Here is an 18,732-nt window from a genome sequence, read left to right on the forward strand (position 1 = left end):
TGATCTATGAAAAAGATAATAACCTTTTATACACTTATCGTCTTCTTATTGTGCTGTTCCTCTCTTTCTGCACAGTCAAAAACATTTGAAAAAGAAAAATCAGAGATTGGTAAAATGCTTGATGCTTTCAATGTTGCGGCTGCCAAAGCAGATTACAATACCTATTTCAATTTTTTTGCAGATCAATCTACTTTCATCGGTACAGATGCTACGGAAGTCTGGAATAAGAAAGAATTTATGGTTTGGGCAAAACCTCATTTCGATAAAAAGAAAACCTGGAATTTTACTGCTCTTAAAAGAAATATTTATTTCAGCAAAGACGGAAAACTAGCATGGTTTGACGAATTATTAGATACCCAGATGAAGATATGCAGAGGTTCTGGTGTGGTGGAAAAAATCAACGGAAGCTGGAAGGTAAAACAGTATGTACTTTCTATGACAATTCCGAACGATGTTGTAGACAAAGTAGTCGCTGAAAAAACCGCACTGGAAGATGTCCTTATTCAGGAATTAAAAACAAAATAACAGCATAAAACAGCAATGGCTAAAAAAATAAAACCGGAACTTTCACTTACTCAGATTATCAATATGAGTATGGGATTCTTAGGAATTCAGATGGCTTTTGGGCTCCAAAACGGAAATGCGAGCCGTATCCTTGGAAACTTGGGAGCTGATGTTCACGAACTTTCCTGGTTCTGGCTGGTAGCACCTGTTACAGGGCTTATCGTTCAACCAATCATCGGACATATGGGAGATAACACCTGGAGTCCGTTGGGAAGAAGAAAACCGTACTTTTTGATTGGAGCTGTTTTGTGTGCCATAGGTTTGGTGCTGCTTCCAAATGCTGCTTCGGTTACTCAGATGTTTGCTGCGAATGCTTTATTGCTGGCGGTAATATTCCTTGCCATGATGGATGCTTCTGTTAATATCGCTATGGAACCCTTCAGAGCTTTGGTGGGAGATATGCTTCCAAAACATCAGGGAACAATAGGGTTTTCTGTACAGACTATTCTTATCGGAATTGGTGCGGTACTCGGCTCTTATCTTCCGGATTGGCTAACCCAACTCGGAATTTCCAACGAAGCACCCAAGGGATTTGTGGCAGATAATGTGATTTTTTCGTTTTATATTGGAGCAGGATTGCTTATTCTTTCTATTCTTTATACGATCATAACAACAAGAGAGTATTCTCCACTGGAGTTTGAAGAATTTGAAGAAGATAAAAAAGAAAGTGAAGAACCTTCCAAATTCTCAGATATATTTAAGGATTTTGGGAATATTCCTATTCAAATGAAGAAATTAGGAATAGTACAGTTTTTTTCATGGTTTGCATTGTTTACCATGTGGGTATTTACAACCAGTGCATTGGCTACCCATCATTTAGGACTGTCTCCGGAAGATACTCATTCGAAAGAGTTCAATAATGCCGGAGATTTAACAGGTAAACTGTTCGGAATGTATAATCTTTGGGCAATTCCATTCGCTTTTTTACTGACGCCTATTGCAAAATGGATCGGTAAAAAACAGACCCATGCTTTGGCTTTATTCTGTGGAGGGTTAGGGTTAATCTCCATGTATTTTATTAAAGGAACAGACAATTTGTGGATTTCCATGATTGGATTAGGATTTGCCTGGGCAAGCATTCTGGCAATGCCTTATGCCATGCTGATTGAAGTGATTCCTCAGAAGAAAATGGGGGTTTATATGGGAATATTCAATTTCTTTATCGTGATTCCGCAAATTATCAACGGATTATTTGGTGGCCCAATTGTAAGCGGCGTTTTTGGAAAGCAGGCGATGGATTATATCGTAGTAGGAGGTGTTTGTATGCTGATAGGTGCATTGGTGACTTTAATTTTTGTAAATTCTGAAGACGAAACTCCTAAGGAAATTGAAGGGGAAATCAAACAGGTCCATTTTTAAAACCGAAAGAGAAAGTAAAACAGAAACTTTAACAATAATATGATCAATACGAGCGGGCTAAAGCCCGCTTTCATTTTTTACACGTAATACGGCAGGCTTTAGCCAGGATTTTGAATGAAATAATATTCAATCATCTGAATGATGATGAAATAAAATCTTAGGGTGTATTTACAATTGATTCAGATCTTCTTCGTAATAGATCATGTTTGAATTCATTTTTGATTAAAAAGATAAAGGCAAAGTTTGTGAATAATTTTGCTTTACTTTATGCATACAAAATGATGCGACTTTATCACTGATGAAGGGGTATTCTTATCCATAAAGCTTTGACGAATCAATGAAGTTGATTCTATCTTTTGCTCTCTTAAAATCAACAGTTTCAAAAATAGAAAACTTTGTGTCAGAAAAATACATCATTAAGTAGATGAAAGCATTCTAAGCAGATTTATAAAATATTTACTTTCTACTTACACAATCAATTGAAATTTAACATTTTGTTAAGCAGATGCTATTTTTTTAATCTCTACATTAGATACACCAAATTGTAAAGAATGTACGATATTATCATTATAGGAACCGGTGCAGGAGGCTCAACAATGGCCTATAAACTGGCAGACAGTGGAAAAAGAATACTGATCCTGGAAAGAGGAGACTATGTTCCGGTGGAAAAAGAAAACTGGGATTCACTAGAAGTTTTCGAAAAAAACAGATATACCACTACAGACTTATGGCTTGATAAACACGGGAAAACATTTAGACCTGGAATGCATTATAATGTTGGAGGAAATACCAAATTTTACGGATCGGCACTCTTCCGTTTAAGAGAAGAAGATTTTAATGAAATTCAGCATTACGGCGGAGTATCACCAGCCTGGCCTATTCAATATGAAGATTTAAAAGACTATTACCTTGAAGCAGAAAAGCTTTTTCACGTACACGGAAAAAGAGGGTCTGATCCTACAGAACCATTTGATGCTGAACCTTATCCTCATCCTCCGTTACCTCACGAGCCGAGAATTCAGGAGATTTTTGATGAGCTTACAACTTACGGACTGCATCCCTTTGAGTTGCCGATAGGGGTTAATTTTAAGCCTCATAATACGGCCAATGCACCATATACATTAGACCGTTTTGATGGTTTTCCAGATGCTTCAGAAAGAAAAGGAGATGCTCATCTCTGTGCCTTGTCAAAAGCTTTGGAATACCCGAATGTGGAGCTGATGACCCAGGCAAAGGTGATAAGACTCAATACAGACGGATCAGGTAAAAAGATTAGTGAAGTAGTGGTTGAGCATAAGGGAGAAATAATAAATATAGAAGCCCCTCTTGTAGTACTTTCTGCAGGCGCTGTCAACTCTGCGGCTATTCTTCTGGAGAGTAAGAATGATCATTTTCCGAACGGCCTTGCCAATACATCAGATCAGGTAGGTCGGAATTATATGTTTCATCAGAATACGGCACTCATCGCATTATATACAGAACCGAATTCCACTAAGTTTGGAAAAACCTTTGGTATTAATGATTTCTATCACGCTGCCAGAGGATATGAATTTCCTTTAGGGCACGTACAAATGCTGGGTAAATCGGATGAACACCAAATCAGGGCCGACAGTCCTGTTCCGGCTCCCGGGTTTACTTTCGAACTGATGGCTAAACATGCGGTTGATTTCTGGCTAACCTCCGAAGATCTCCCGGATCCCGAAAACCGGGTAACGGTTGAAGAGGGAAAGATTAAAATCAGTTATACAGAAAACAATCAGGAAGGGCACGAACTTTTAAAAACTGAGCTGATCAAAGCTCTAAAGGCATCCGGTAAATTTCAAAGCTTCCTGTTTAAAGGCTATTATTTCAGTAAAGGAATGGATATCGCCTCACCGGCGCATCAGAACGGGACAACAAGAATGGGGCAGGATTCTTCAACATCTGTTGTTGATGCTTACTGTAAAGCCCATGATCTGGAAAACCTTTATATTGTAGATGGTGGCTTTTTTGTCTCCAGTGGTGCCGTAAATCCTGCGTTAACTATCATTGCTATGGCATTGAGAGTGGGCGAGCATCTTAAAAATACCATGTTGAAATAAAAAATGAACAATAGGAATCTTATTGTATTGATTGTCTTTCTGTTAGCTTTTCTGACTGGAGTTAATTTTGTGATTTTTCCGTCATTGGGAACAGCGTTTACAGATGCTTTTTTATTTGGACTATCTTCCTCACAATTTGGAAATCTGTTTATTCCTCAGGTGATATGTATTATTGTTGCATGTCTGGGAGCTCCGGTTCTGGTTAATAAATGGGGCCCTAAAATCGTTCTTGCAGTTGGAATAGTATTAATGCTTATTTCTACAGGTTCTTTATGGTTCCTGCATTACTTTCTTGCTGAAAAAGCGATGCTGTTTCTGGTATTGATGGTGTTAGTGGCCTTCACGGGAACGGGTTTTGGCCTTTCTATCACCACATTGAATCCTTTGGCAGCCAGTTTATTTGAAAAAGGGAGTGCCAAAGCGATTTTAATCCTTCAGTTTTTGGTAGGGCTGGGCACATCCACCTCTCCGTTAATGATGAATCTGATAGGAGATCCCAAAAACTGGATGTATCTTCCCGGAAGTATATTTGTAACAGTAGTGGTAGTACTGATCGTGTTTTTATTTTTAAAAATTGAAAAAGGATCATTCTTTAAGCTTCCCGGTCATTTCAGAATTCCTGAAAAGTTGTGGGTGTTTTTCATTGCGATTATTTTTTACGGCTGTGTAGAAGGAACATTCGGAAGTTTTGGAGGAATTATTTTAAAAAATAAAGGGCTTGATAATGGTGAAGCAAGCATTGGACTTTCTCTGTTTTGGGCTGGGATTGCTTTGAACAGACTTCTGTTTGGCATATTTTCAAAAATGGTTGACCTTTCTTTGGTATTCCTTTGTGCTCCGATTGCAGTCGCAATAACGATTGTTTTGTTGTTGGTTTATCCTGATGTCCATCTTCTTGTATTCATGATGTTTATGATCGGCTTTTTCATGGGAAGTATATTTCCAGGTTCAATTGGATGGGGAACAGTAGAATTTCCGACTTATTCTGTGCTGGTGTCCGGATTTCTAATGGCAGCCAATCAGATAGGAACCGGTGTTGTTACAAATGTTCTAGGGCGTTTTTCTGATCATCTTAACGAAGTTTTACAAATTCTGGTTGTTCTGATGACTATCATTAGTACCTTGTTTTTCTATCTTAAAAGAAATTCAAAAATCAAAGATGCTTTTTGATTTAGCCATGCCAGATTTTCAAACCTTGATAGGGATGATTGGCTAAAAGGGGCTTTACTTTTAATCCTGCATTCTAACTCAATTTCCTTTCTTAACCTACATCAACGATTCTCACCGCTATATGCTGTACATTTGTACCATAAATAATCACAAAAATGAAAACAGTATATCATAAAGCAGATTCAAGAGGCCACGCCAATCATGGCTGGTTAAATTCTTACCATACATTTAGTTTTGCCAACTATCAAAACGGAGACAGAACGAACTTTGGAGTATTAAGAGTATTAAATGATGATACCGTTTCTCAGGGAATGGGCTTCGGAACACACCCTCACAGAGACATGGAAATTATTTCCATTCCTTTGGAAGGAGATCTGGAACATAAAGATTCAATGGGAACTACTGCGGTGATCAAAAAAGGAGAAATCCAGGTGATGAGTGCCGGAACCGGAGTAAAGCATAGCGAATACAACAAAAATAAAGATGAAGAAGTAAAATTCTTACAGATCTGGGTTTTCCCGAGAGAATTGAACGTAGAACCTAGATACGACCAGAAAAGTATTAAAGAAGGAGAAAAGATCAACGGATTTCAACAGATATTATCTCCCAATAAAAATGATGACGGTGTTTGGATTCATCAGGATGCATGGTTCAACCTGGCTAATTTTACAAAAGGAAATGGCAAGAACTACATGCTGAACAAAAAAGGAAACGGAGTGTACGCTTTCGTTTTAAAAGGAAGTGCAAAAGTGGGAGACCGCATTCTGAACGAAAGAGATGGATTAGGAATCTGGGATACTCAGAGTTTTAATATTGAAGCCGTAGAAGACACCGAAATATTATTAATGGAAGTCCCTATGGAATTGCCATCTTATCTTAAATAAAAAACTAAATTTGTAATCTTAAAAATAAGTATCGTATATGAAAATTTTAGCAATAGCAGGAAGCAACTCAGAAGTTTCAATGAACAAGCAGCTGGTAGCTTACGCATCAACATTATTCGAAAATGCAGAAGCAGAGGTGATTGATCTGAATCCTTTTGAAATGCCAATCTATAAACATGAAAGAGAATTAGAGAATGGGGTTCCTCAGGAGGCTCATGATTTTGCAGCAAAAATAGATGGTGCAGATGTATTATTGGTTGCTTTGGGAGAGCACAACGGAACCTATTCTACAGCATTCAAAAATGTGTTCGACTGGGTATCGAGAATTAAAGACAGAACTGTTTGGAACGAGGTGCCAATGTTATTGATGTCTACATCCCCTGGCGGTAGAGGTGGAGCAGGAGTTTTGGAAGCGGCATCAAAGCGTTTCCCTTTCCACGGAGGAAATGTGGTGGAAACTTTTTCACTTCCGTTCTTTAATGATAACTTTGACAAAGCTGAACAGAAAATTTCTAACGAAGAGAAAAACAGCGAATTAAAAGAAAAAATCAAGAAGATTGCAGCCATCGAAACCATCCTTGAAAAATAGAATTTGAATATTCATTTAAAATTACTATTTTTGCAAAAAGAAAAGAGATGAAAATTCAGACCTCCTATAAACAATGTTTTTCTCATAAAGGGAAAATTATGGGCTCTGAAATTCTGAGATAAAATAACGGCCGATAATCTGAAAAGATTGTCGGCTTTTTTGTTTTCTAAAATCGAGTATAAAAAGTAATTGAAATATTAAAAGATAAGAAGACGCAAGACATAAGATGCAAGACAATTAATCATCTGAAATCTGAACTCCGATATCTAAAAATCTAAGCAGACATGAGCAACACTTACAAATCAGCAGGAGTAGACAAAGAAGAAGGATACAAAACGGTTGACAAGATCAAAAAAGCGGTCGGTGAAACCCACAATTCCAATGTATTGAATCATTTGGGAAGTTTTGGTGCATTCTATGAAATCGGAGGATATAAAAATCCGGTCCTTGTTTCAGGAACAGACGGAGTAGGTACCAAGCTGAAAGTAGCTTTAGATACTAAAAAATATGACTCTATCGGAGTAGACTGTTTTGCAATGTGTGCCAACGATATCCTTTGCCACGGAGCAAAACCTTTGTTCTTCTTGGATTATTTAGCTTGTGGAAAGCTTGATTCTGAAATTGCAGCTGAAATCGTTTTAGGAATGGTGGCAGCTTGTAAAGATAACAACTGCGCCTTAATTGGTGGAGAAACTGCTGAAATGCCGGGGATGTATCAGCCGGGAGACTATGATGTTGCAGGATTCTGTGTGGGAATCGTAGAAAAAGATCAGATTATTGACGGTTCTAAGATCAAAGCGGGTAACAAGATTATTGCATTACCAAGCTCAGGATTCCACTCAAACGGATTCTCTTTAGTAAGAAAAGTATTCCCGAATTTCGAAGAAGAATTTGAAGGAAAGCCTTTATATGAAACCCTTTTAGTTCCTACAAGACTATACTATAAAGATATTCATAAAGTATTAGAAGAAGTAAAAGTAGAAGGAATTGCTCACATCACAGGAGGAGGTCTTTACGAAAACGTTCCAAGAATTATTCCTGAAGGACTTTGTGCTTCTATCGACGAATCAAAAATCAGAATTCCTAGCGTAATGCTTGAGCTTGAAAAGAGAGGTGGAGTGAAACGTGAAGAAATGCACGGAACATTCAATATGGGTGTAGGGATGGTAATCGTTGTAGATGCTCAACATGCTGAAAAAGTATTACACCTTTTAGATGATGCTTACGAAATCGGAGAAATTACTGAAGGAGCAGAGAAAATCAATTTGAAATTTTAGAAGCTTACTCCCGCTTTCCGCTATATCTTTTTTGCCAGTGCTTTTTTGCAAAGCCATTTCCAAAAAGGATGCCGCTGCAATCGGGGCTAATTAAAGAAAGCCTTGTCAAGGTTCTAAACCTTGACAAGGCTGCCAAAAAAATATGAAGAATATCGTTGTACTCGTATCCGGTTCAGGAACCAATCTGCAGAGAATCATTGATACTATTGAAGCTGGAGAAATCCAGAATGCAAAAGTAACATTGGTAGTAGCTGACAGAGAATGTTTCGGACTGGAAAGAGCAAAGAATCACAATATAGAAAATAGACTCATTCCGAGAGGAAAGAACTTCAGCAGTGAATTGGTTAAAGTAATCCCTGAAAATACAGATTTGATCGTATTGGCAGGATTTTTATCCATCTTAAAATCGGAGTTCTGCGAAAACTGGAATGGTAAAATAATCAATATTCACCCGGCATTGCTTCCGAAATTCGGAGGAAAAGGAATGTGGGGAATGAACGTTCATAATGCCGTTATTGAAGCAGGAGAAAAAGAAAGCGGAGCCACCGTACATTTTGTAACTCCTGGCATTGATGAGGGAGAAGCTATTCTTCAGAAATCTTTTGAAGTGACCGCTGAAGATACGCCTGAAACACTGGCACAGAAAGTTCATCAGATTGAATATGAAATATTTCCAATAGCGATCAATAAGGTCCTGGGAAATTAATAAATACAACAATGTACCAGTGTACCAATTTACTAATGTTGAAGGTATTGTTACATTGCTAGACTGATACATTGCTGCATTAGCAAATAATCTAAGTAAAATAAAAGTAAGTTCGGAGGTGAAAGACCCGAGCACAGTTTGAAATAGCTGTAAAAAGTAAAAAATTGAAAGTAAAATGAGTAAAAAGAGAGTTTTAATCAGTGTTTCTGACAAAAGTGGATTAATTGAATTCGCGCAGTTTTTGGAAGCTCAGAATTATGAGTTGATCTCTACAGGAGGAACGTTCAAACATTTGAAAGACGCTGGTTTAAATCCTATTCAAATTGATGAGGTAACCAATTTCCCTGAAATGCTGGATGGAAGAGTGAAAACTTTACACCCGAAAGTTCACGGTGGATTATTGGCTGTTCGTAACAACGAAGAGCATATGAAAACTGTTCAGGAGCACGGAATTGGTCTGATAGACATGGTGATCGTAAACCTTTACCCTTTCTTTGAAAATGTGAACAAAAACATTTCTTTACATGAGAAAGTAGAGTTTATCGATATCGGAGGTCCATCAATGCTTCGTTCTGCAGCCAAAAACTTTGATTCTGTAACGGTAATCACTGATGTTGAAGACTATGCAGCCGTGAAAATTGAAATGGAGCAAAACGGAGATACCTACATTGAAACCCGTAAAAAGCTTGCAGGAAAAGTATTCAACCTTACTTCGGCTTATGATGCGGCAATTTCAAGAATGCTTTTAGATGAAGAATATCCTACTTATCTTAATGCTTCTTATAAGAAAGTGGCTGATTTAAGATACGGAGAAAACCCTCATCAGACAGCAGCTTACTACGTTTCCACTTTCGAAAACGGAGCAATGAAAGACTTCGAACAGCTTGGAGGTAAAGAGCTTTCTTTCAATAATCTTCGTGATATGGACCTTTGCTGGAAAGTAGTGACTGAGTTCAAAGAAGAAATGGCTTGCTGCGCAGTGAAGCACTCTACCCCTTGTGGAGTGGCCATCGGAACTTCTGCATTGGAAACGTATCAGAAAACTTTCGAATGTGATCCGGTTTCAATCTTTGGCGGAATTGTTGCTATGAACTATAAGATCGATGCAGCAACAGCTGAGGAGCTCAACAAAACTTTCCTTGAGATTGTAATGGCTCCAGACTTTGACGAAGAAGCTCTTGAAGTTTTAAGAAAAAAGAAAAACCTTAGAATCATCAAAATCGTAAACCCGGTTTCTGATAAACAGACATGGGTGAAAGTAGACGGTGGGATCTTGGTTCAAGATAATGACCTTCATTTCTCTGATGATATTAAAGTAGTTACTGAAACTCAACCTACAGAAGAGCAGAAAAAAGCATTGCTTTTCTCTCAGAGAGTCGTGAAATATGTGAAATCTAATGCTATTGTGGTTTCCAACGGAATCCAGGCATTCGGTATCGGTGGTGGACAGGTGAACAGAATCTGGGCAACACAACAGGCAATCGAAAGAGCAAAAGAAAAATTCTCCGGAGATTTAGTATTAGCTTCAGATGCATTTTTCCCTTTCCGTGACGTGGTAGATTTCTGCGCTCAGGAAGGTATCAAAGCGATCATTCAGCCAGGTGGAAGTGTAAAAGATCAGGACAGTATAGAAGCTGCAAACGAGCACAATATACCAATGATGTTTACAGGTGTTAGACACTTTTTCCACTAATTAAAATAGAATTAAAAAATAATTAGGGATTGTATTTATAGCATTCAAAATTATATATTTGTAAATTAAGACTAGATAATAAATAAAGTATGAGAATATTAATCATAGGTGAAGGCGGTAGAGAATCTGCTTTAGCGGCAAAGCTTCAGAATGACTCAAGAATTTCTAAAATGTTTTTTGCTAACGGGAATGCTACTACCGATGTAATAGGGAAAAATGTTCATTTATCAGAAATCAAAGAACTTAGAGATTTCGCTATTAAAGAAAAGATTGATCTTACGATCGTAGGTCCTGAGGCTCCTCTTGTAGCAGGTTTAAAGGACGAATTTAAAAAACACGATCTTAAAGTTTTCGGTCCTACTCAGAAAGTGGCAAGCCTTGAAGGGAGTAAAGCTTTCTCTAAGAAATTTATGCAGACCTATGATATCAAAACAGCAAAAGCTGTTGTATTTGATTCCTATAACGAAGCTAAAGAATATGTGCAGACACAGCAATATCCTTTAGTGATCAAGGCAAGTGGTTTAGCAGGTGGAAAAGGAGTTGTTATCTGTGACACTCTTGAAGAAGCTGAGGCTACCATCCACGATTTCATGATCAGAAGAATCTATGGAGATGCCGGGATCCGTTTAGTTATTGAAGAATATTTACAAGGTTTTGAAGCTTCTATAATTGCTTTCTCTAACGGTGAAAAATTATTCCCTTGTGTAGCAGCAAAAGATTATAAAAAAGCCGGAAACGGAGATACAGGACCCAATACAGGAGGTATGGGATCTGTAGCACCAAGCCCGGAATTTACTCAGGAGCACTATGCGGATTTCGAAAAAAATATCTTAGAACCTACCATCAGAGGTCTTAAAGCAGAAGGTTTTGGATTTAAAGGAATCATCTTCTTCGGATTGATGGTTACGAAAAACGGAACTTACCTTCTTGAATACAACATGAGATTTGGAGATCCTGAAACTCAGGTGTTGATGGCTCTTATGGAAAACAATCTTTTGGATGTGATCCAGGATTGTATGGAAGGAAAAGACATTGAGCTTACATTTAAAGACGAAAAAGCAGTTTGTCTGGTAATGTGCTCAGGAGGTTATCCGAGAAACATCGAAACAGGTTTCGAAATCACAGGAGAAGATAAAGTAAAACACAGTAAACTTTTATACGCAGGAGCAATCAGCAAAGGAGACAAAGTGGTTTCCAATGGAGGTAGAGTTCTGAACATCGTGGCTACAGGTGCTACTTTTGAAGACGCTCGCAAGAAAGTTTATGAAGATGCAAGTCATGTACATTTCGATTACGGCTTCTACAGAGAAGACATCGGAAAGTTTTAATAAAAATCACGAAAAAAGATTTGGAGCCATTCCAAGTCTTTTTTTGTAAAACAGTTAAGTAAGCAATAAGCTTTATGCTACAGGCATTATGCTTATTGCAGTATAGAAAGCTTATAGCCTAGCCTATCGCTTAAAGCTTTTAAATTAATCATCATTTATCAATTATCAAACATGAACAACGGTATTATTATTTTAGATTTCGGATCTCAGTACAACCAGCTTATCGGAAGAAGAATCCGTGAGATGGGGGTATACTCTGAAATCTTACCTTACAATACACCATTACAAGATATTTTAGCAAAACAGCCAAAAGGAATTATCCTTTCCGGTGGACCAAGCTCTGTAAATGCAGAAAATGCTCACCTGGTTGAAAAAGCATTATACGAACAAGGCGTTCCTGTATTGGGAATTTGCTATGGAATGCAGATGACAGCTCACCTTTTAGGCGGTAAAGTAAACAAAGGAGAGAAAGGAGAATACGGAAAAGCTAATCTTGAAATCGTTAAAGAAAGTTCTTTATTGAAAGGGGTAACTCAGAACTCTGTAGTTTGGATGAGCCACTTTGACGAAGTAGGAGAATTGCCTGCAGGCTTTGAACTCAATGCAAAATCAGGAGTAATTGCTTCTATCTCTAATGAAGAAAGTAAAATTTACTGTGTTCAGTTTCACCCTGAAGTTTCCCATACAGAAGAAGGAGGGAAAATGCTTGAAAATTTCGTTTTCGGAATCTGTAATGCAGAGAAAAACTGGAAACTGACCAACTATATTGAAAAAACCGTTGAAGAAATCCGTGAGAAAGTAGGAGACAACAAAGTAATCCTTGGGCTTTCAGGTGGGGTAGACTCTTCTGTAGCTGCTGTTTTGATCCACAAAGCAATCGGTGATCAGTTAACATGTATCTTCGTAGATACTGGATTGTTGAGAAAGGATGAAGGCAAAAAAGTAATGGATCAGTATGGAGAACATTTCCATATGAACATTAAAATGGTGGATGCTCAGGATAGATTCCTTTCAAAGCTTGCAGGAGTAGATGATCCTGAAGCGAAGAGAAAAATCATTGGAAACGAATTCATTCACGTATTTGACGAAGAATCTCACAAAATTGAAGGGGCTAAATTCCTTGCTCAAGGGACTATTTATCCTGACGTTATCGAGAGCCAGTCTGTAAACGGACCATCTGCAGTGATCAAGTCTCACCACAACGTTGGAGGACTTCCTGAAGATATGGAATTCGAATTATTAGAACCATTAAGAGAACTTTTCAAGGACGAAGTAAGAAGAGTAGGAGAAGAATTAGGTATTCCTCATCACATGGTATACAGACACCCTTTCCCAGGTCCTGGATTAGGAATCAGAGTATTGGGAGCAGTAGATGCAGAGAAAGTAAGAATCCTTCAGGAAGCTGATGATATCTTTATCGAAGAATTATACAAAAACGATCTTTACGAAAAAGTATCTCAGGCATTCGTAGTTCTTCTTCCTGTAAAATCTGTAGGAGTAATGGGAGACGAAAGAACATATGAATACACAGCTGTAGTTCGTTCTGCCAACACCATCGACTTCATGACAGCAACGTGGAGCAGACTTCCTTACGAATTCCTTGATACTGTTTCCAGCAGAATCATCAACGAAGTAAGAGGAATCAACAGAGTAGCTTACGATATTTCAAGCAAACCACCTGCAACAATTGAGTGGGAATAATTTTTGACTTGAATTTAAATATAAATCCTGCCCGTTTGGGTGGGATTTTTTTGTTTATATTGGAAATTCTTCTAAAAATTTTAATGCCTCCATTCCAAGTTTTGTTTTCTGCAGGCAAAAGCGGTGAACTCCCTCATCATTAAATAGTAAAACTTATTATTTTTATCTGAGGTAAAAGAAGGGAATGAAACAATATCTTGTCCTTTGTCTAAAGTTTTTTTACAAATAGGGCATTTACTTTGATTCAGAAAAATTATTGCCATTCCTAATGGATGTTTTGGTTAATGTTTTGCTTAGTAATAGTCTATTAAAACAAATTTTTGTCTAAATTTAAGTAAAATTACATCAAATGCAAATAGAAACAAGATCCCTGACCGTTCAGGATTATGAAGAACTGGCACAAACCATGAAGAGAGCATATCCTCAAATGTCAGAATCCATATGGTCTAAAAAAAGTATTGAAAAATTAACGAGAATGTTTCCGGATGGGCAGATTTGTATTACTGTAGATGGGAAACTGGCTGCAGTGGCACTGTCTATTATTGTGAATTACGACGAATTCGGTGATGATCATACTTATAGCGATATTACGGGTAATTATACCTTCAATACCCATACCTCAAAAGGAAATGTACTCTATGGAATTGAGGTTTTCGTGGATCCTGAGTTCCGTGAACTGCGATTGGGAAGAAGGCTCTATGACGCAAGAAAAGAACTATGTGAATTGCTGAACTTAAAGTCAATAATTCTTGGCGGTAGAATCCCAAATTATCACAAACACAGTCACGAACTTTCTCCAAGAGAATATATACGAAGAGTAAGAGATAAAGAAATTTATGACCCGGTCTTGTCTTTTCAGCTTTCAAATAATTTCCTTCCGATCAGAGTATTGAAAAAATATCTTCCTGAAGATGAGGCCTCTCAGGAGAATGCAGTTCTTTTGCAGTGGAACAATATCTATTACAGCAAAAACCCGAATACCATGCAGGACAGTATCATCCGTCTGGGCTTGGTGCAATGGCAAATGAGACACTTTAAAGATATTGAAGCGTTTTATGAGCAGGTGGAATTTTTTGTGAATGTAATGGGCGACTACAAATCAGACTTTGTACTTTTCCCGGAATTGTTCAATACGCCTTTGCTGGCTCCTTTCAACAACCTGTCGGAAAGAGACAGTATGATAGAGCTGGCCAAACTTACGGAGCAGATCAAAGAAAAAATTTCAGAACTGGCGATCAGTTATAATGTGAATATTATTTCCGGAAGTATGCCGGTTTTTGAGAACAATGAACTGTATAATGTCAGCTATCTTCTTCATCGTGACGGCCGCAGAGATGAATACCGAAAAATTCATATCACTCCCAACGAGAAGAGATATTACGGAATGAAAGGAGGAAGTGAAATTAAAGTTTTTGATACCGACTGCGGAAAAATCGGACTTGTCATTTGCTATGATGTAGAATTCCCGGAATTACCAAGAATTTTGGCTGATCAGGGAATGAAAATCCTTTTTGTTCCTTACCTCACAGATACTCAGAATGCCTATATGAGAGTTCGTCACTGTGCCGCAGCAAGAGCTATAGAAAATGAATGCTATGTTGCCATTGCGGGCTGTGTAGGGAATCTTCCAAAAGTAAATAATATGGATATTCAGTTTGGGCAGGCAGCCGTATTTACCCCTTCAGATTTCGCTTTTCCATCCAATGCGGTGAAAGGGGAAGCAACCCCCAATACCGAAATGACGTTAATTGTGGATGTAGATTTAAATTTACTGAAAGATCTTCATCACAATGGTTCCGTTCAGGTAATGAAAGACAGAAGAAGAGACCTTTATGATACCTATCTTAAATAACAAAACAGAATGCTAATGCATTCTGTTTTTATTTTACCTAAAATTTTTTAAAACAAATTAATCGTTGTGAGGGCATACCACTGCAGGGCAAATCAGCCTTGGACATCTTGGTCTTCCGTCTGTTGGACAGCACTGATTAGAGCAATTAGGGATCTGAATGTCGATAAGACCACTTCCTGAAATGCTTTTTAGCTGCTCTCTCGAAAGTTTGCTACGTAAATTTTTCATGTTGTAATACTTTTATTGGTTTGTTTTAATTTGTAAGACGTAAATATATTAAATTTTATGAGAAATGATGGTTTTTATTATTATGGCTGATTTTTATTCTTTAAAACATTGATTATGTGTTGTTGTTTTTAATTATTGCTCTCTGTGCATTTGGCTTTAGAAATAACATCATCAATCTCTTTATTCCCTAATTGTTTACTTTTCAACAGACTTTTGCACGCTTTTTCTTTCTGTCCTGAAGATAATAATACTTCTCCCTGATAATAAAGAACCAGAGGATTATTTGGATTGTATTCCAGAGCCTTTTCAAAATCCTGTAATGCAGAATCATATTTTCTTAATAAAGCATAAGCGGTACCTCTGTGCTCATACCCTTTTTCTGATTTTTTTATCGATAATGAAGTGGTGAGATCTTCTATTGCATCAGCATATTTGTCGATACGCATTTTGACATATCCACGGTTCAGATACCCACGGTAATTGTTAGGGAGCTTTTGTACCGAGATATCTGTGTCTTCAAGAGCTTCAACATATTGGCCTACTTCAGCCTTGGCAGCCCCTCTTTCACCATATAATCTATAATCATCGGGCATTCTTTCCAATGCAGTCGTATAGCTTTCTATAGCTTGATCAAACTGATTGGTTAACGCATAATACTTTCCGTAAAAAGAATATACCTTAGAATTTTTTGGATCTAATACGAGAACTTTGTCGAAATCTTCTTTAGCTTTTTGCGCATCATATAAGTAGAAATAGGACATTCCCCTGTACAGGTAAGCATCAAAAATATTTTGTTTTTTACTAATTGCTTTGTCAAAATAAGAGATGGCTTTTTGAAAATTTTCTCTGTCATATTCTTTATAACCTAAATCATAGCTGGATTGAGCGAAAAGGAAGTGGAAATTGATCAGGCACAATAATAAAAACAGAATTTTTCTCATGGTAAGGTTTATTAGTTATAAGTTTCCGAATTTAATAAAAAATAGGAATAATTTTTGGAGTAAATTGCACCACTATTAATATATTATGTTCGACAAGCAGCAAAGAAAACTGAAAAGGTCCGCCAGATTGATTTCCGTATTGAGTAAATATGGTTTTAAAGATCTTTTGGCAAGAATGAATGGAGGAAATAAGCAGGAAGATGCTTCAGGAAATTCTGATGAGATTATTTCAAAAGGAACCGTTTATGAAAGGATCAGATTGGCTCTGGAAGAATTGGGACCTACTTTTGTGAAGCTTGGCCAATCATTCAGTAATCGGGAAGACCTTCTACCTCCCGAGCTTATTCAGGAGCTTCAAAAACTTCAGGACAAGGTAGAAATGATAGAAATGGATGTTGAAGAAGCGTTGGAAAGCGAATTCAATATCTCTGTTAAAGATTACTTTCGGGAAATTCAAAAGAAACCTTTGGCTACAGCTTCCATTGCGCAGGTGTACAAAGCTTTTTTGCTGGATGGTTCACCTGTTATTTTAAAACTCAAAAAACCGGATGTACAGTCAGTCATTGAAGACGATTTGCTGTTGATTAAAGATATCGAAAAACTGATCTCCACGTACTCGGAAATAGGAGAAAAGCTTAATCTGAAACAGGCAATTTCTACCTTTGAAAAATCATTGCTGGAAGAAGTTTCCCTGATCAACGAGAGAAATAATATTCAACAGTTCCGTCTCAATTTTAAAAATAACAAAGAAACATACGTTCCGAAGGTCTACGAAGAATTTTCCAACAACAATATTCTTTGTATGGAATTCATTGATGGCGTAAAAGTAACCGATAAATCAGCCCTTCTGGAGAATGGAATCGATCCCGTGAAAGTCTCAGAAGCAGGATTGAGACTCTTTGTCTCACAGATCTTAGATTACGGATTCTTTCACGCTGATCCGCACGCGGGTAATATTTTGGTGAAAAAAGACGGTAAAGTTGTTTTCATTGATTTCGGTGCAGTGGGAAAAATTCAACCCAATGATAAAGAAATTCTCGAAAATCTCATTGTAAGCTTCGTCGCCAAAAATCCCCATAAAATTGTGCGTTATCTCAAAAAGATGGCGGTAAGCTATGAAATACCCGATGAAAGAAGATTTGAAGGAGATGTGGAAGACATCCTAAACTTTGTTCACAGTTCATCCTTACAGGAAATCAACGTTCAGGTGATCATTAATAAGATGAAGGATATCCTGAAGGACAACAGTCTGTATATGCCGGATTATTTTTACCTTCTCTTCAAAGGAATAAGCCTCATAGAAGGGGTGGGCAGAACCATCAATCCGGATTTGGATATTGTTAAAAGTCTTCATCCTTACACCAAAAAGATTTTTACAAAGAAAATAAGCCCGAAAAATCTTTTAAAAACAGGAATGGACCGAATGATGAATTTCACAGATAATGTAGATGAAATTCCCAAAGAGCTCCGTTCAGTTCTTCAAAAATTAGATGAAAATAAATTTACAGTATCCAGTGAAATCAAAAATATTGACAAAACCAACCAGCTGATCAAATCCAGTGTTGTGAATTTAATTTTAGCCATGGTTTTAGGTGCCAATATCATCGCAACATCTATTGTTTTTACATCGGAATCGGGACCCAGAATTGGGGAACTGTCTTTGGTTGCGGTTCTCGGTTTCATTTTTTCAGTTGTTTTAGTCCTGATCCTTTTACTAAGAGTCACCAGAAAATAACGAAGAGACAGAAAATAGTCTAATAAATTTTTAAACAAAAAAACTCTAAAATTCTCCAATTCTAAAGCCTAATACTTTTCAATAAAAAATAACAATGAAAGCCCTTATTATAACATCTGCAGTTCTGCTGGCTTCCTTTTATAACGCCCAGGAAGGAAGTTCAGAAAAAATATCCGGTGATTTTGACGGAAATGGGACAAAAGAATATGTTTCTGCAAAAGTGACCGATTGCAGTGACGAATGCGATGGGAAATGTGATACCATCATCTCTTTCAGCGATACAAAAATACCTTCCTTTACTATTTCTCCTGCAAAATCGGGAACGCTCTACAATCTGGGAGACCTTAATGGAGATGGGAAAGATGAAATTGGTTTTTATCCCGATTGGTGTACAAGCTGCTGGCATCCATTTTATGTGTATGCTTTAAGTAAAACGGGCTGGAAACCAATGGTTTCTCCTATATCTACACACTGTAACCAGTGGGAGGAAGATCAATTTCCCATTAAAAAAGATCCGAAAAAGAAAGGCAATGTTATTATTACTTCCAGCAAATGGGAAGATGATGATATCAAAATCAAAACTCAAAGTGTCAAGGTCTACTAATAAGGTAAAGGTATTGAGTA

General features: G+C 37.4%; 16 protein-coding genes. 14 read left to right on the plus strand and 2 right to left on the minus strand.

Annotated elements, in window-relative coordinates; translation table 11 throughout:
• Positions 1-6: 6 nt before the first annotated feature.
• The 12 genes from ACQ76T_RS02295 (at position 7) to ACQ76T_RS02350 (ending at position 15,204) form a co-directional block, all read left to right on the plus strand.
• The gene (locus ACQ76T_RS02295; protein ID WP_431341736.1) at positions 7-525 is read left to right on the plus strand and encodes a nuclear transport factor 2 family protein; all 519 of its coding nucleotides are present in this window, start codon (positions 7-9) and stop codon (positions 523-525) included.
• A 15-nt stretch (positions 526-540) separates the two neighbouring features.
• Positions 541-1,923 carry an MFS transporter gene (locus ACQ76T_RS02300; protein WP_431341737.1) on the plus strand — a complete coding sequence of 461 codons (1,383 nt, stop codon included), beginning with the start codon at positions 541-543 and terminating at the stop codon, positions 1,921-1,923.
• A 551-nt stretch (positions 1,924-2,474) separates the two neighbouring features.
• The gene (locus ACQ76T_RS02305) at positions 2,475-4,004 is read left to right on the plus strand and encodes a GMC oxidoreductase (protein WP_431341738.1); all 1,530 of its coding nucleotides are present in this window, start codon (positions 2,475-2,477) and stop codon (positions 4,002-4,004) included.
• 3 nt (positions 4,005-4,007) lie between these two features.
• A complete protein-coding gene (locus ACQ76T_RS02310) occupies positions 4,008-5,174 on the plus strand; it encodes an MFS transporter (protein WP_431341739.1) in 1,167 nt (388 codons plus the stop codon).
• 155 nt (positions 5,175-5,329) lie between these two features.
• A complete protein-coding gene (locus ACQ76T_RS02315) occupies positions 5,330-6,058 on the plus strand; it encodes a pirin family protein (protein ID WP_431341740.1) in 729 nt (242 codons plus the stop codon).
• Between the two features lie 37 nt (positions 6,059-6,095).
• Positions 6,096-6,647 carry an NADPH-dependent FMN reductase gene (locus ACQ76T_RS02320; protein ID WP_431341741.1) on the plus strand — a complete coding sequence of 184 codons (552 nt, stop codon included), beginning with the start codon at positions 6,096-6,098 and terminating at the stop codon, positions 6,645-6,647.
• A gap of 284 nt (positions 6,648-6,931) precedes the next feature.
• Positions 6,932-7,924 (plus strand): phosphoribosylformylglycinamidine cyclo-ligase, encoded by a 993-nt coding sequence (purM, locus tag ACQ76T_RS02325; RefSeq protein WP_431341742.1) that lies wholly within the window; start codon positions 6,932-6,934, stop codon positions 7,922-7,924.
• Positions 7,925-8,066: 142 nt separating this feature from the next.
• Positions 8,067-8,630: a phosphoribosylglycinamide formyltransferase gene (gene purN / locus ACQ76T_RS02330; protein WP_431341743.1), complete on the plus strand. Its 564-nt coding sequence runs from the start codon at positions 8,067-8,069 to the stop codon at positions 8,628-8,630.
• A gap of 175 nt (positions 8,631-8,805) precedes the next feature.
• Positions 8,806-10,323, plus strand: coding sequence for a bifunctional phosphoribosylaminoimidazolecarboxamide formyltransferase/IMP cyclohydrolase (purH, locus tag ACQ76T_RS02335; RefSeq protein ID WP_431341744.1), 1,518 nt, complete (start codon positions 8,806-8,808; stop codon positions 10,321-10,323).
• 89 nt (positions 10,324-10,412) lie between these two features.
• Positions 10,413-11,651, plus strand: coding sequence for a phosphoribosylamine--glycine ligase (gene purD, locus ACQ76T_RS02340; protein WP_431341745.1), 1,239 nt, complete (start codon positions 10,413-10,415; stop codon positions 11,649-11,651).
• Between the two features lie 171 nt (positions 11,652-11,822).
• Positions 11,823-13,352 carry a glutamine-hydrolyzing GMP synthase gene (gene guaA, locus ACQ76T_RS02345; RefSeq protein ID WP_431341746.1) on the plus strand — a complete coding sequence of 510 codons (1,530 nt, stop codon included), beginning with the start codon at positions 11,823-11,825 and terminating at the stop codon, positions 13,350-13,352.
• 349 nt (positions 13,353-13,701) lie between these two features.
• Positions 13,702-15,204, plus strand: a complete 1,503-nt coding sequence (locus ACQ76T_RS02350) for a nitrilase-related carbon-nitrogen hydrolase (RefSeq protein ID WP_431341747.1) — start codon at positions 13,702-13,704, stop codon at positions 15,202-15,204.
• 57 nt (positions 15,205-15,261) lie between these two features.
• Here the strand turns inward: ACQ76T_RS02350 and ACQ76T_RS02355 are convergent, their stop codons facing one another.
• Positions 15,262-15,432 carry a hypothetical protein gene (locus ACQ76T_RS02355; RefSeq protein ID WP_431341748.1) on the minus strand — a complete coding sequence of 57 codons (171 nt, stop codon included), beginning with the start codon at positions 15,430-15,432 and terminating at the stop codon, positions 15,262-15,264.
• Positions 15,433-15,560: 128 nt separating this feature from the next.
• Positions 15,561-16,373 carry a tetratricopeptide repeat protein gene (locus ACQ76T_RS02360; protein ID WP_431341749.1) on the minus strand — a complete coding sequence of 271 codons (813 nt, stop codon included), beginning with the start codon at positions 16,371-16,373 and terminating at the stop codon, positions 15,561-15,563.
• Between the two features lie 85 nt (positions 16,374-16,458).
• Here ACQ76T_RS02360 and ACQ76T_RS02365 point away from each other — a divergent pair, with 85 nt between their 5' ends.
• Together ACQ76T_RS02365 and ACQ76T_RS02370 are read left to right on the plus strand one after the other, a co-directional pair.
• Positions 16,459-18,108, plus strand: a complete 1,650-nt coding sequence (locus ACQ76T_RS02365) for an ABC1 kinase family protein (RefSeq protein WP_431341750.1) — start codon at positions 16,459-16,461, stop codon at positions 18,106-18,108.
• A 94-nt stretch (positions 18,109-18,202) separates the two neighbouring features.
• The gene (locus ACQ76T_RS02370; protein WP_431341751.1) at positions 18,203-18,712 is read left to right on the plus strand and encodes a hypothetical protein; all 510 of its coding nucleotides are present in this window, start codon (positions 18,203-18,205) and stop codon (positions 18,710-18,712) included.
• The last annotated feature ends 20 nt before the right edge of the window (positions 18,713-18,732 follow it).

The organism is Chryseobacterium sp. JK1, from assembly GCF_050632815.1.
In the GTDB taxonomy this organism is placed as follows: Bacteria; Bacteroidota; Bacteroidia; order Flavobacteriales; family Weeksellaceae; genus Chryseobacterium.

Bases quoted from the DNA above. Each gene is read 5' to 3' on its own strand.
- ACQ76T_RS02370 (WP_431341751.1), top strand. From the start codon at position 18,203: ATGAAAGCCCTTATTATAACATCTGCAGTTCTGCTGGCTTCCTTTTAT.
- ACQ76T_RS02310 (WP_431341739.1), top strand. From the start codon at position 4,008: ATGAACAATAGGAATCTTATTGTATTGATTGTCTTTCTGTTAGCTTTT.
- ACQ76T_RS02300 (WP_431341737.1), top strand. From the start codon at position 541: ATGGCTAAAAAAATAAAACCGGAACTTTCACTTACTCAGATTATCAAT.
- purN (WP_431341743.1), top strand. From the start codon at position 8,067: ATGAAGAATATCGTTGTACTCGTATCCGGTTCAGGAACCAATCTGCAG.
- purD (WP_431341745.1), top strand. From the start codon at position 10,413: ATGAGAATATTAATCATAGGTGAAGGCGGTAGAGAATCTGCTTTAGCG.
- ACQ76T_RS02315 (WP_431341740.1), top strand. From the start codon at position 5,330: ATGAAAACAGTATATCATAAAGCAGATTCAAGAGGCCACGCCAATCAT.
- guaA (WP_431341746.1), top strand. From the start codon at position 11,823: ATGAACAACGGTATTATTATTTTAGATTTCGGATCTCAGTACAACCAG.
- ACQ76T_RS02305 (WP_431341738.1), top strand. From the start codon at position 2,475: ATGTACGATATTATCATTATAGGAACCGGTGCAGGAGGCTCAACAATG.
- ACQ76T_RS02360 (WP_431341749.1), bottom strand. From the start codon at position 16,373: ATGAGAAAAATTCTGTTTTTATTATTGTGCCTGATCAATTTCCACTTC.
- ACQ76T_RS02320 (WP_431341741.1), top strand. From the start codon at position 6,096: ATGAAAATTTTAGCAATAGCAGGAAGCAACTCAGAAGTTTCAATGAAC.
- ACQ76T_RS02365 (WP_431341750.1), top strand. From the start codon at position 16,459: ATGTTCGACAAGCAGCAAAGAAAACTGAAAAGGTCCGCCAGATTGATT.
- ACQ76T_RS02355 (WP_431341748.1), bottom strand. From the start codon at position 15,432: ATGAAAAATTTACGTAGCAAACTTTCGAGAGAGCAGCTAAAAAGCATT.
- purM (WP_431341742.1), top strand. From the start codon at position 6,932: ATGAGCAACACTTACAAATCAGCAGGAGTAGACAAAGAAGAAGGATAC.
- ACQ76T_RS02295 (WP_431341736.1), top strand. From the start codon at position 7: ATGAAAAAGATAATAACCTTTTATACACTTATCGTCTTCTTATTGTGC.
- purH (WP_431341744.1), top strand. From the start codon at position 8,806: ATGAGTAAAAAGAGAGTTTTAATCAGTGTTTCTGACAAAAGTGGATTA.
- ACQ76T_RS02350 (WP_431341747.1), top strand. From the start codon at position 13,702: ATGCAAATAGAAACAAGATCCCTGACCGTTCAGGATTATGAAGAACTG.